Here is a 13,349-nt window from a genome sequence, read left to right on the forward strand (position 1 = left end):
CGATCATTAAACCTCAACCCACGGCGGTTGCCCCAGCGACACATGCCGATACGTCGGCGTATACCCAAGCTCTCGTGCATAGTTCAGTATTCGCTCAAAGTCCAGGCTGATCGTCGCCCCCGCCTTCTGCGTCACTTCATCCTCGATCGGCAGATCAAAATCATCCGCACCATAGTTCAACCCACCCAACGCCTGCTCATTCTGAGTCAACACCGAAGTACGAATCCGCGGAATATTGTCCAGATAAATCCGGCACAACGCGAGGTGCCGCAGATACTCCGCCGTCGTAATCTCAATCCCGCCAATCTGCGTGAAGTAGGGTTTGAACGTCCAGCACAGAAAGCTCGCCAGCCCCCCAGTCTCATCCTGAAACTGCCGCGTGCGCTCAAGATGTTCCAACCGCTCCTCCAGGCTCTCATCAAATCCGATCACCATCGTCGCCGTCGTCTTCAGGCCTGCTTCAACAATCGCCCGCTGCGCCTCAAAGTACTGCGCCACCGTGTACTTGAACTTCGAGTGCCGCGCGCGAAACTCCTCCGTCAAAATCTCCGACCCGCCGCCAGTGATCCACCGCACGCCCGCATCCTTCAGCCGCGCCGCCGCCTCCGAGTAGCTCAGCTTGGCATGATCCGCCAGATACATAAACTCCGCAATCGTCAGCGCATAAAACTCCAGTCCATCGCCATACCGAGCGCGAATCGCAGCAAACAACTCGCAGTAATAACTCAGCGGCAGATGCGGATTGAACCCGCCATTGAATGCCGCCAGATCCCCACCCAGCGCCAACAACTCATCCAGCTTCGCAAACACATCTTCCTGGCTTAACACATACCCGCCATCCTGGCTGGGCAGCTTGTAGAACGCACAGTAGTCGCACTGCGCCACACACACATTCGTATAGTTGATGATCCGCATCACCATATACGTGCACGTCGCCGGAGCATGAAACCGCCCGCGCACCATCGCAGCAAGCGACCGCAACTCCTCATCGGACGCGTTGCTCCAAAGCCACCGCGCCTCATCCCGCCCAATCCGGGAGCCCTCGGTGACCTTACCCGCAATCTCGGAAAACGTCGTCGTAGTCGAAGTGGCAATCTGGCTCATTCTTCTAGTGTAGTGCGCCGGCGCCCGCCAGACCACTCGCGCCGAGCGCATCTCACAGCGCCACCCACCTCAATTCAAAGCTTGCGGCTCGCCATAACCAGATTCTGCCACCCTGTCTTGCTCATCTTCAGCCTTTGCCCGCGTGTCAGGATCACCGATGCCTCGCTACGCCCCTCCCGCGACAACTCGCGCACATAGTCCATGTTCACAATCGTAGATCGGTGAATTCGCACGAAGCGATTTGGGTCTAGCGTGTTAGCCAGTTGCTTCACCGTCTCCCGCAGCATAAAACTCTTCGCCCCCACATGCAGGCACGAATAGTAATCCTGCGCCTCAATCCACTCGATCTCCTGGACATTCACCACCGTATCCTTCGTTCCATTCGGAACCAGCAGCCGCTTCGGATACTCCTTCGCTCCAACGTCCCCAGTCTCCAGTTCAGCCAGAACCTGCTTCAACCGCTCCTGGTTCAGCAACGCCATATTCGAAGCAATACGCTTCTTCACCCGAGCCAGCGCAGCCTTCAACCGCTCCGGTTCCACAGGCTTCGTCAGGTAGTCGAGCGCATGCACCTCAAACGCGCGCAGCGCATGCTGATTATGTGCGGTTACAAATACCGTCACCGGCATCTGCGCCGCACCCACCTGCTCGATCACCTCAAACCCTCCCCTGCCTGGCATCTGAATGTCCAGAAACAGAACATCGACCCGCGACGCCTTCAGCGAGGCCAACACCTCGCCGCCGTTCCTGCACTCGCCAACAACCTCCACCTCATCATCGCCGGCGAGCAGAAAACGCAACCGCTCCCTCGCCAGTGGTTCGTCATCGGCAATCAGCGTCTTCAGCTTCATAGGGTTTGCGGCTCATAAGGTATGGTGATCGCAACCTCGAAGCCGCCATCCTCCAGCGGCTCTGCCCTCATCGCAAACTCGTTCTGGTAAAAGTGCAGCAACCGCTCCCGCGTATTCTTCAGCCCGATCCCGTGTCCCTTCTGCGCCTGCGCACCGGCTTCGGCTCCCGTATCGCGTACCCTCAGGAGCAGGCTACCGCCGTCGCGTCGAGCGGAAGCCTCCACCACGCCCTCACTCACACAACGCGCAATCCCATGCCGTATCGCGTTCTCAACAATTGGCTGCAACAAAAAACAGGGCACCATTCCATCAAGCGCACCGGGATCGACCTTAATCTGCACCTGTAACCGGTCTGCGAATCGAATCTGCTCGATCGCCAGGTAGTTGTCGATCATTTCGAGTTCCTGCGAGAGCGGAACCTTCTCCGGTGTCGTCCGCTTCAGCGTGCTCTTCAGGATCACGTTCAGATGCGACAGCATCTCTACCGCCTCCCTCTGCCTGCCCAGCTCGACCAGCGTCGTGATTGCGTTCAACGTGTTGAAGAGAAAGTGTGGTTCAAGCTGCATCTGCAGCGCATGCAGATGAGCCGAAGAGAGTTGCTTCTGAAGCTCGAGCGACCGCATCGCATCGTCCTGCGCCCGCAGCTTGTATTGAACGATTCCGGTAACCCCGATGATGAACCCATAGAGCAGAAGCTCGATGCCAAACCGGTTGACGTTGAACAGGACCCCCCACATCATGTGTTCTTCCCCCGGCCCCCAGCCGAGCGGAAAACCTATACCCCACAGCATCAGCAGATGAACCAGCGCAAGCACCGATCCAGCAACTACGTGCAGCACAATTGTCTTCACGGAAAGGCTGGAGACAGTCGGTAAGCGCGGCGCCATCTTCCACAGGACGCACGCAATCGTTCCCCACCAACCCCAAAGAACTGCGCCATAAACCAGCGACGCTGGATGCATCACCGACCCACACTCGGCTGCAGTAGCGAGCGCCAGTACTGCCGCCAGCGACAGGATCAACAGGTAGCCGTTGAGTCCTCTACCTCCCTGCGCAGCAACCTCTTCCGGCGCGTTATCCTGCGAGATCGCCGGGGCCTGCCGAAACTCCGGAGAAGTGGTCAAAGTGTTCATGCGCGCATCCTTTCTTTATTCAACGAAAGGTTCTTTCTACATCGGATCTAGGTCGTTCCGCGATCTTCGCTAAGCGAGAGCGTGCAAGAATCAGGATCTATCATCTCCCCTGCGGCTCCAACATCTTTGCAGCCAAAGCCCCCATTTCTGCAGGCAACCATGTTACAACTCGCTCCTGTCTCCGGCACGGAGGCTAGTGCGGTAGTGGGTCAGCTTCGAGTCCAGACCAAGCGAAGTTGCCAAAAAAACCGTTTTTCGAGAATCACAGCATTACTTTCCACAAGCCGACTTATGGGGAACCCATCTGTGGGACAGATTTGGCTGCATTGGAGCGATAAACGTGCCATCCCAAGGAATGTCTATACTGACCTCAAATGTATCCAGCTCTAGTGACGAGGATTCGGATCCATGAGCATAAAAGTTTACAAGTTCTTCGTAGTTCTCTTCTGTGGCATCTTTACTTTTCAACTCCATGCCCAAGAGCTGACGGCAGCGCGTCCGGTTCCGGTGACACTGTTTCAGAATGTTCGTGTACTGACTAGGATGGGGCAGCTCTCTGCGCCTTCGAATGTGCTGGTTCGCGGCAAACTGATCGAGCGCATCTCAATTTCTCCCATCCCAACGGACCGAAGCGCGAACACGACCATCATCGAGGGCGGCGGACGCACCCTGATGCCAGGGCTGATCGACGCACATACGCATATCCTTATGCAGGGGATTCCAATGTCCGTGGCGATGACAGCAGACATTGGCTATCTAAACCTGGTCGCGGGCAAAGCAGCGAACGACATGCTGCTTCGCGGATTTACCACCATCCGCGACCTTGGCGGACCGTCGTTCGGTCTGAAGATGGCCATCGACCAGGGACTAATCCCCGGGCCTCGGATTTACCCTTCAGGCGCATTTATCTCACAGACTAGCGGACACGGCGACTTTCGCATGCCGTACGAGATTCCGCGCACGATTGGCGGACCGCTAAGTCATTCCGAGCAGGAGGGAGTAGCCGCGATTGCGGACAGTCCCGATGAGGTCAGGCTGCGTACGCGCGAACAGTTAATGAAAGGGGCAACGCAGATAAAGCTAATGGCAGGCGGCGGCGTTGCCTCTCCATACGATCCTCTCGACGTGGCACAATACACCGAACCAGAGTTCCGCGCGGCTGTGGAGGCGGCAGAGAACTGGGGCACGTACGTAACTGTGCACGCCTACACTCCTAAAGCGATACAGACGGCAATTGCGGGAGGGGTGAAGTGCATCGAACACGGTCAGCTTGCCGATGAAGCTTCCGCAAAGCTGATGGCGGACAAAGGAATCTGGTGGAGTCTGCAGCCTTTCCTTGACGATGAGGATGCGAATCCTCAACCACCCGGTTCGCCGAACCGCCAGAAACAGCTGGAGATGTCAGCTGGAACTGACACGGCGTACAAGCTCGCGAAAAAATATAAGGTTAAGACAGCTTGGGGAACGGACACGCTATTTGACGCGAAACTCGCAACACGGCAAGGCGCGCAGTTGGCCAAGATGGTGCGCTGGTACACCCCGAGCGAAGTACTGAAGATGGCCACGGCGGACAACGCAGATCTATTGGCCATGGCGGGGCCGCGCAATCCTTATCCTGGGAGATTGGGAGTGGTGGAGGAGGGCGCGTTGGCCGATCTTTTGTTAGTAGATGGGGATCCAGTGGCAAATATCAAACTGGTCGAAGACCCTGACAAAACTTTTCTGCTGATTATGAAGGACGGCAAAATTTACAAAAACACGGTCGAGAACGACAGGCTCCATTGAAGTTCGACGGTCGCGCCACGTAACGAGTATCGGTAATCAGAAACGCTCTTCTGCTTACCAGGCGCGGTTGACGTTCCCTCTAAGTCAGCTTTCGGCAAGTTCAGTCGTTCACATCAACCAGATCCACTATCCCAATACCTGAAACTCTCCCCGCAGCTATCTCAAAGCCTGCAAAGCCACCCCGCAGCGACATACTCCACCGTGCATCCTGCAACCCTCCCTGCAGCTTTAGCACCTCCGGCTGCATATCGGTTTTCAGGCGCCGTCCTAAGGCACATCCTGATGCTGAGGTACTACCGCTATGCAGGCGAACAAAACCCTCGCGCTTCTGTGCGCCGTAATCTGCATTCCCCTCGCATCCTGTTCCCGCGTCGTAGCCCATGCCAACACCTCTCCTCCCGAGGGCGTCCCCGTTCACGTTGCCCGCGCCGTGTCGCAGGATGTGCCACTCGAGCTCGCGGCAGTTGGAAACGTCGAAGCCGTCGAGAGTGTCGACGTCAAGCCGCGAGTAGCCGGACAGATCAAAGAGGTCGCCTTCACCGAAGGACAAAACGTAACCAAAGGCCAGCTGCTCTTCACCATCGACCGCGACACGCTAAGCCGCCAGCAGGCACAACAGCAAGCCGAGCTCGATCGTGATGTCGCAATGGAGCAACAGGCTACCGCCATCGCCGCCCGAGATGCGGCCTCGCAGAAGCAGAGCCAGTCCGACGCCGACACCGCCGTCAAATTAGGCGACCTCGGCGTTCTCTCGGGCCAAAGTGTGAAGCAAGCCGTCACCGCAAGCGACACCACGCGCGCCAGCCTCCAGGCCGACAAGGCCGCCATCGCCGCCGCCGCCGGAGCCATCAACGCCGACCGCGCTCGGATTGCCCAGACACAGCTGCAGCTCAACTTCGCCCAGGTCGTCGCTCCCATCGCCGGCCGCGCCGGTGCCGCCATGGTCAAAGCCGGCAACGTAATTCGCGAAAACGACACAACCCTCGTCACCCTCCTTCAACTCGCACCCATCCGCGTAACCTTCGGCATTCCAGAGCAAGCCCTCGCCGAGGTGCAGCGCCTCAGCTCCCTCGGCCCACTCGAAGTCGAGGCCGGTCCAAGCGACGGCCCCCTCGGCAAAGGCCGCCTCGAGTTCATCGACAACACCGTCGATCCCGCTACTGGCACGATCCGGCTCAAAGCCACATTTCCAAACACCGACGGAGCACTCTGGCCAGGCGAGTTCGTCAACGTCCGCCTCCGTCTGCGGGTCGACGTCAACCAGCTAGTCGTTCCGCAGTCCGCCATCCAGCAAGGCCTCGAGGGAACATACGCGTGGCGCATACAAGCCAGCATCGCAACCATGGTGCCTGTCACCGTCCTGCGAACCTACCGCCCCCCAACATCCTCGCAAGCGGCCAGTGAAGTAGCAGTTCTAGGCAGCGGCCTCCGCCAAGGTGACATGATCGTCACCGAAGGCCAACTCCGCCTAACCCCAGGCGCACGAGTCTCGCCCATCGACGCCCCCTCATCGCAAGATTCCCTCACCAACAACACCCTGCGCAACGCAGCACCCTGAGCCACATCCGCCGACGAGGTTCCACCCATGCGTTTCACCGAGTTCTTCATCCGTCGCGCCATCACCACCACTCTCCTCATCTCCGCCATCGCAGGCTTCGGCCTCCTCAGCTATCTCTCCCTCCCCGTCAGCAATCTGCCCGAGGTCGAGTACCCCACCATCCACGTCTCCGCCTCACTCCCCGGCGCCAACCCCGACTCCATGGCCTCCACCGTCGCCACGCCGCTCGAGGGCGAGTTCTCCCGCATCCCCGGCATCGCTAACATGACCTCCAGCAGCTCCGTCGGCAGCACCGACATCACCCTGCAATTCGCCCTCAACCGCAGCGTCGACGCTGCCGCGCAAGACGTCCAGGCCGCCATCTCCCGCTCCACCGGCAACCTCCCTCCCGGCATGCCCGAGCCACCCTCCTACTCCAAAGTGAACCCCGCCGACGACCCCATCATCTGGCTCGAGATGCACTCCCAGACCATGTCCTTCGAGGAGTTCTCCCGCTACGCCACGCAGATTGTCTCCAAGCAAATCTCCATGGTCAACGGCGTCTCGCAGGTCGAGGTCTACGGCCCCGAGCGCCCCGCCATCCGCGTCCAGGCCGACCCCGCGCGCCTCGCCGCCTACGGCCTCGATCTCGAACAACTCCGCACCGCCCTCACCACCAACAGCTCCAGCCTTCCCACCGGCACCCTCTACGGCGAGGCCAGAGACTACTCCCTCCAGGTCAACAGCCAGCTCACCACCGCCAACCAGTTCTCCGACCTCGTCATCGCCTATCGCAACGGAGTTCCCCTCCGCCTCAGCCAGGTCGCCCAGGTCTTCAACAGCTCCAGCAACGACAAGCACACCTTCTGGATCAACGGTCGCCGCGGCGTCATCCTCGCAGTGCGCAAGCAACCCGGCGCAAACACCGTCGAGGTCGCCGATCAAGTCAAAGCCGCCGTCCAAAACCTCCGCAGTGTCTTACCTCCCGGCGTCTCCTTCGGCCGAGTCTCCGACGACGCCGACATCGTCCGCGACTCCATCGCCGAAGTCAACCACACCCTCATCCTCACCATCGCTCTCGTCGTCTTCGTCATCTTCGCTTTCCTCGGAACCGTCTCCTCCACCCTCATCGCCAGCGCCACCATCCCCGTCTCCATCCTCGGCTCCTTCATCGCCATGCGCCTGCTCAACTACACCGTCGACATGTTCTCCATGATGGCCATCACCCTCTCCGTCGGCTTCATCGTCGACGACGCCATCGTCATGCTCGAGAACATCGTCCGTCATCGCGAGATGGGCAAGTCCCCCCTCACCGCCGCGCTCGACGGAGCCGCCGAAGTCGCCTTCACCATCCTCTCCATGACCCTCTCGCTCGTCGCCGTCTTCCTTCCCATCCTCTTCCTCAACGGAGTCCTCGGTCGTCTCCTCCGCGAGTTCGCCGTCACCATCTCTGTCTCCATCCTGCTCTCCGGCCTCTCCGCGCTCACCCTCACCCCCATGCTCTCCAGCCGCTTCCTCTCGGAGCGCACCCACGCAGACAACTGGTTCCATCGCCGCACCGAGCGCATGTACAACGCACTCGAGCGCGCCTACCGTCGTTCCCTCGACCAAGTCCTGCGTCACCCCCGCGTAACCATCGTCGCCAGCATCGCAATGACAGCAATCACCGCACTCCTCTTCGCCATCGTCCCAAAGAGTTTCATGCCTGCCGTCGACACCGGCGGCATCTCCGGAAGCATGGAAGCTCCGCAGGACAGCTCCTTCGCCCAAACGATCGCCAACGCCGAACAAGTCAACAAAGCTCTGGCAGCAATTCCCTGGATGGACAGCAACCTCTCCGGCGTCTACGCCCAGAACGAAGGCTGGCTCTGGGTCAACCTCCGTAAGGACCGCCACCGCCCCAACGTAAAAACCATCATCGCCAACCTCCAGAAGCAGCTCGACCGCATCCCCGGCCTCAAGGTCTATCTCCGCCAACCGGACTTCGTCGACCTCGGCCAGTCCGAATCCCGATCCCAATACTCCGCAGCTCTCCAGAGTCCTGATGCCGACGAGCTCTACCGCTGGGCGCCGCGCCTCAAAGACAAGCTCGACACCCTCCCCGAGCTCGCCAACGTCTCCACCGACCTCCAGATGAGCGCACCCCGCGTCAACGTCGACATCCGCCGCGACCTCGCTATGTCACTCAACGTCGACCCCGAAAAGATTGCGAACACGCTCTACGACGCCTACGGAAATCGCCGCGCCAACACCATCACCGTCGCCTCCCAGCAGTACGACGTGATCCTCGAAGTCGGCCGCCAGTACCAACGCGATCCCGAAGCCATGGGCAGCATCTACCTCGCCTCCACCACCGGCCACCTCGTTCCCCTCTCCGCCGTCACCACGCTCAGCCAGACTGTCGCGCCTCTCACCGTCAATCACCTCGGCCAGTTCCCCGCCGTAACCTTTCACTTCGATCTAAAACCCGGCATCTCACTCGACGCAGCCACCCGCGCCGTGCAGCTTGCCGCCACACAGATCGGCCTACCTGCCAGCATGAACTTCACCTTCCAGGGCACTGCCGCGCAGTTTCAGAGCTCCCTCAAAGGCCTCGGCGTCCTGCTCATCATCGCTGTCATGGTCATCTATCTCGTCCTCGGCGTTCTCTACGAGAGCTTCATCCACCCCATCACCATCCTCTCCGGCCTGCCCGCCGCAGCCATCGGCGCACTCCTCACGCTGCTCGTCTTCGGCCAGGATCTCAACCTCTACTCCTTCCTCGGCATCATCCTGCTCGTTGGCATCGTCAAAAAAAACGCCATCATGATCGTCGACTTCGCACTCGACGCCGAGCGCAACCGCGCACTCCTACCAGAGCAGGCTATCTATCAAGGTTGTCTGCAGCGCTTCCGTCCCATCATGATGACTACGATGGCGGCACTGCTTGGCGCGGCTCCCATTGCATTTGGTCAAGGCATCGGCGGAGAAGCGCGTCGCCCTCTTGGTATCGCAGTCGTTGGCGGACTCCTGCTCTCACAATCCCTCACCCTCTACGTCACACCGGTCATCTATCTCTATCTGCATCGGCTGCAACGAAGCAGCGTCCTGCCGGACGGGCCTCCTGCGCGGAGCGCGGTCACTTCGTGACAGGTATACCGGTCGTGTCACCATCATCAATAAAGGTCCTCCCGCTGGTCGGCACAATCTAACCTGCGACCAACGGGAGCACCACCCGAAGGGGTACACAAGTCACGAAGTGACCGCGCCACGCGTAGTGGGCCCGTCCGGCAGGACCTTCTCCCTCTGCGCCCCCCGCCAGAGCGCAGGAGGAGTTCCCTCCCACATCCGAAAAGCCCGGACAAAGGAGTTCGAATCCTCATACCCCAGAAGATAAGCCGTCTCATTCAGCTCCAGCAGAGAGTTATTAAGATAGTGCCGCGCCAACTGATGCCGAGCCTCCTCAAGCACCTGCTGAAAGCTGTACCCCGCATCCTGCAACCTTCGCTGCAACGTTCGCGAACTGATATGAAACTCACGCGCAATCTCCTGCATCTTCGGTCGTCGCCCGGCAAGCTTTCTCTGGATCGCAGCGCGAACCCTCTCAGGAAAAGTCTCTTCGCCCTTACGCTGCTTCAACTCTTCATCAAACTGAGGCGCAAGCATGGCCAAGAGTTCGGCATTGCGAGTCACAAACGGCAGAGCAGCATCCGACGCACGAAAGATCATGGCATTACGGACAGCCCCAAACACAACCGGGCAGCCGAAGTGCCGCTCAAAGATCTTGCCATGCGCAGCTTGGCGTGCAAGCTCAACACGCAGCGGAGAGATGCGAGTCCCAGTCCCATGCCGCGCAATGCACAGCACCCAGGCAAAACACACATCAGTAAGAATCGCAGGCTCGGCGCCATCGGCAAGCAGCCAGCGAAACTGTATGCTCCACTCGCTCTCATCGGTCTCGTGGATGATCTCTTCAGGACACGAGAGTTGTTTATAGCGAGCCATCTGCCGCATGGCCTCGCCAAAGCTGGCAGTAGAAAGAGCTGCGACCGCAATCGGATCGAAGTGTTCCGCCTTAGTCTCGGTGCCAAGTTCAAGACCAATGGCGGGGTTCGGGCTGGCCACGCCCACTCCCCGCCACAAAGCAAACAGCTCTTCAGTCGTCACCACAACGCGTGGTTGATCGAGTAGCCCCGGCTCCAATCCCGCACTCTGAAGCACAGCAGACACACGGGTCCCCGCCTCTTCCAAACGTATTGCCAGACGGCCGGGAACCCGAAAGTGTTTGCTCATCGTTATTCAGTCTTCATGCTTATGCAGTCTTCAGGGAAGCCATGTCGATCGAGAAGCGATACTTCACGTCCGACTTCAGCAGTCTTTCATAAGCCTCGTTGACCTTCTGAATCGGAATCACTTCAACATCGGCTGTGATGTTGTGTTTGCCGCAGAAGTCCAGCATCTCCTGGGTCTCAGCGATCCCGCCAATCGGCGAACCCGAAAGACTGCGCCGTCCAAAGAGCAGACCGAAGGCAGCAACAGAAAGCGGCTTCTCCGGAGCACCAACCAGGCACAGATTACCGTCGCGTCGAAGTAGCCCAAGCAAGGCATTGATGTCATGGTCAGCCGAAACCGCGTCGAGGATAAAGTCGAAGCTGCCTGCATGCTTGGCCATCTCATCCGCATTCTTTGAGATCACAACCTCATCAGCGCCAAGGCGAATCGCATCGTCCTTCTTTCCCGGCGAAGTCGTGAACAAAACCACATGCGCTCCAAGCGCGTGTGCAAACTTCACCCCCATGTGCCCCAGCCCACCAAGACCCACGATCCCCACCTTCTTACCCTTGGTCACACCCCAGTGATGTAGAGGCGAAAAAGTTGTGATGCCCGCGCAGAGCAGAGGCGCAACTCCGGCCAGGTTCAGGTTCGTGGGAACCTTCGGCACGAAGCGCTGATCCACGACCACGCTGTCCGAGTAGCCACCGTAGGTCACGCCACCGGTGTGTTTGTCGGGAAAGTTATAGGTAAGGGTCAGATTCGGACAAAACTGCTCGAGGCCATCGCGGCACTCCGGGCAGGTCCCGTCGGAGTCGACCATGCAGCCCACCGCAGCAAGATCGCCCACCTTGAACTTCGTGACCGCAGAACCGGTCTTGGTGACGCGGCCGACGATCTCATGGCCTGGCACGCAGGGGTAGGCAGTCGGCATCACGCCGCTCCACTCATTGCGAACCTGGTGAAGGTCAGAGTGACAGATTCCGCAGAAGAGAATCTCAATCTGCACATCGGTTTCGGTTGGATCGCGCCGCGCGATCGTAGTGGAGGCGAGCGGCGATGTCGCACTTGCAGCGGAGAATGCTTTTGCGTTGTACATAACTTCAAAGCTAGACCCGTCCAGAAGTCGACGATAAGCAGAACACGCCATTCCATATGCAGAATACGCCAATGCACCATCGCCTGTTCTCATGTCATCATTCCACACCTGAGCGATGCCGAAGGAGGAAGGAATCTGCGGTTGCAGTTCTTGTTGTCATCCCCGAAGGGGATCTGCGGTTGCAGTTGCTTTTGTCGTTGCACCAAGTCCCTCTGCAAGAACTCAAATTTAGGCATAGCCAGAATCCCGCCGGTCCCCTCACTACCCTGATTCCAGTCCCAAAAAGACACCCTCCCGCCAACCAATTGAAAATAAACTTGAAAACCGTGGCGTGTTTTCCGACACCTCAAAAGTCACGTCCAAAACACCACGTCTACCACGCAATCCACCACAACGTCACCACGATTTCACCACCGCAAAACACTCAAAATCTGCAAAACCCCCTGAAAAACTGAGGTTTTCCCTTCAGATTTTTTTAGCACTAAAGTTTGCCACCCCAAGCGTCATATCCTCACCTTCTCCGCATCCGAACACGATAGACACAGTAGGAAACCCTCATGCTACCCAGAAAGTGGTATTACCTACCCCGGCACCCCCGACCTAGAATCACCCTCATGTCGGCCCCCTTTGCAGCGTGCGCCAAGTCTCTGATTTCATTGCAGAACTCTCGCCTAGGTCACTTGGCGCTGGCTGCCCTACTGCTCCCAGCGGCCCACCTCCTCCCGGCCCAGAGCTTCGAATCCTCAGCAAATCTCACCGTAGCCGAACAATACCTCCTCGCCGCCGCCAACCAGGACCGCATCAATCAAGGACTTCAGCCACTTCGCTTCGACCCAGTCCTCGCCGAAGCCTCCGAAGTCCACGCCCGCGAGATGGCCGACCACGCCGAAATCTCCCACCAGTTCGACGGCGAACCCGAACTCGCCGCCCGCGGAGCCAATGCTGGCGCACACTTCAGCCTCATCACAGAAAACGTAGCCGAAGCTCCTACCTCCGTCATCATCCACAACCTATGGATGCACTCGCCCGGCCACCGCGCTAATCTCCTCGATCCCAATGTGGATTCCATAGGAATCGCCATCGTCACCCGCAATCATCAACTCTACGCAGTAGAAGACTTCGCCAGCACCGTTCAAACCCTGTCGCTTAACCAGCAGGAGCGCACCGTCGCCGGCATCATCGCGCAGTCCGGAATGCGTGTCGCCGAAACCACCGTAGAGGCCCGTCAAACCTGCACAATGTCCTCTGGTTACGCGGGTTCTCGCCAACCCTGGTACATCATGCGCTACACCGCCGGAAGCCTGAATGAGATTCCCAGCCAACTCAGAAGCAAACTGGCCTCCGGCAAATACCACCAGGCCGTAGTCGGGGCCTGCTCCGTAACCCGCAACAGCCCCTTCACTGCCTACAACATCGCAGTACTGCTCTACCCTTAGCTTTTGACCCCTCCACCCCGATTTGTTATAACTGAAGAGGCGCGGGAGTTTCTCGCACTCCAAAGATGTTCCTGAGTAGCTCAATGGCAGAGCATTCGGCTGTTAACCGAAGGGTTGTAGGTTCGAGTCCTACCTCAGGAGCCATATTTATCA

Annotated in this window: 9 protein-coding genes and 1 tRNA gene; 5 read left to right on the plus strand and 5 right to left on the minus strand. The window is 58.9% G+C overall.

Annotation, left to right across the window (positions count from 1 at the left end; genetic code table 11):
- Positions 1 to 6: 6 nt before the first annotated feature.
- The 3 genes from HDF08_RS11985 to HDF08_RS11995 all read right to left on the minus strand — a co-directional run bounded on the left by HDF08_RS11985 (position 7) and on the right by HDF08_RS11995 (position 3,088).
- Positions 7 to 1,104, minus strand: a complete 1,098-nt coding sequence (locus HDF08_RS11985; protein ID WP_179638673.1) for a radical SAM protein — start codon at positions 1,102 to 1,104, stop codon at positions 7 to 9.
- 74 nt (positions 1,105 to 1,178) lie between these two features.
- Positions 1,179 to 1,955 carry a LytR/AlgR family response regulator transcription factor gene (locus HDF08_RS11990; protein ID WP_179638674.1) on the minus strand — a complete coding sequence of 259 codons (777 nt, stop codon included), beginning with the start codon at positions 1,953 to 1,955 and terminating at the stop codon, positions 1,179 to 1,181.
- Positions 1,952 to 3,088, minus strand: coding sequence for a sensor histidine kinase (locus HDF08_RS11995; protein ID WP_179638675.1), 1,137 nt, complete (start codon positions 3,086 to 3,088; stop codon positions 1,952 to 1,954). The genes HDF08_RS11990 and HDF08_RS11995 overlap by 4 nt, the downstream gene beginning before the upstream one ends.
- 408 nt (positions 3,089 to 3,496) lie before the next feature.
- Here HDF08_RS11995 and HDF08_RS12000 point away from each other — a divergent pair, with 408 nt between their 5' ends.
- The 3 genes from HDF08_RS12000 to HDF08_RS12010 all read left to right on the plus strand — a co-directional run bounded on the left by HDF08_RS12000 (position 3,497) and on the right by HDF08_RS12010 (position 9,539).
- Positions 3,497 to 4,873, plus strand: a complete 1,377-nt coding sequence (locus tag HDF08_RS12000) for a metal-dependent hydrolase family protein (protein WP_179638676.1) — start codon at positions 3,497 to 3,499, stop codon at positions 4,871 to 4,873.
- 301 nt (positions 4,874 to 5,174) lie between these two features.
- On the plus strand, positions 5,175 to 6,431 hold the full coding sequence (locus HDF08_RS12005) for an efflux RND transporter periplasmic adaptor subunit (RefSeq protein ID WP_179638677.1): 1,257 nt from the start codon (positions 5,175 to 5,177) through the stop codon (positions 6,429 to 6,431).
- A gap of 27 nt (positions 6,432 to 6,458) precedes the next feature.
- Entirely contained in the window at positions 6,459 to 9,539 is a 3,081-nt protein-coding gene (locus HDF08_RS12010) for an efflux RND transporter permease subunit (RefSeq protein ID WP_179638678.1), read from the plus strand.
- 102 nt (positions 9,540 to 9,641) lie between these two features.
- Here the strand turns inward: HDF08_RS12010 and HDF08_RS12015 are convergent, their stop codons facing one another.
- On the minus strand, positions 9,642 to 10,682 hold the full coding sequence (locus HDF08_RS12015; RefSeq protein WP_179638679.1) for an AraC family transcriptional regulator: 1,041 nt from the start codon (positions 10,680 to 10,682) through the stop codon (positions 9,642 to 9,644).
- 19 nt (positions 10,683 to 10,701) lie between these two features.
- Positions 10,702 to 11,760 (minus strand): NAD(P)-dependent alcohol dehydrogenase, encoded by a 1,059-nt coding sequence (locus tag HDF08_RS12020; protein ID WP_179638680.1) that lies wholly within the window; start codon positions 11,758 to 11,760, stop codon positions 10,702 to 10,704.
- A gap of 614 nt (positions 11,761 to 12,374) precedes the next feature.
- Between HDF08_RS12020 and HDF08_RS12025 the strand changes: the two genes are divergently transcribed.
- Entirely contained in the window at positions 12,375 to 13,196 is an 822-nt protein-coding gene (locus tag HDF08_RS12025; RefSeq protein ID WP_218884556.1) for a CAP domain-containing protein, read from the plus strand.
- Positions 13,197 to 13,265: 69 nt separating this feature from the next.
- A tRNA-Asn gene (locus HDF08_RS12030) sits at positions 13,266 to 13,340 on the plus strand.
- The last annotated feature ends 9 nt before the right edge of the window (positions 13,341 to 13,349 follow it).

Origin of the sequence: Tunturiibacter empetritectus (genome assembly GCF_013410875.1) — a bacterium.
GTDB classification, from domain to species: domain Bacteria; phylum Acidobacteriota; class Terriglobia; order Terriglobales; family Acidobacteriaceae; genus Edaphobacter; species Edaphobacter empetritectus.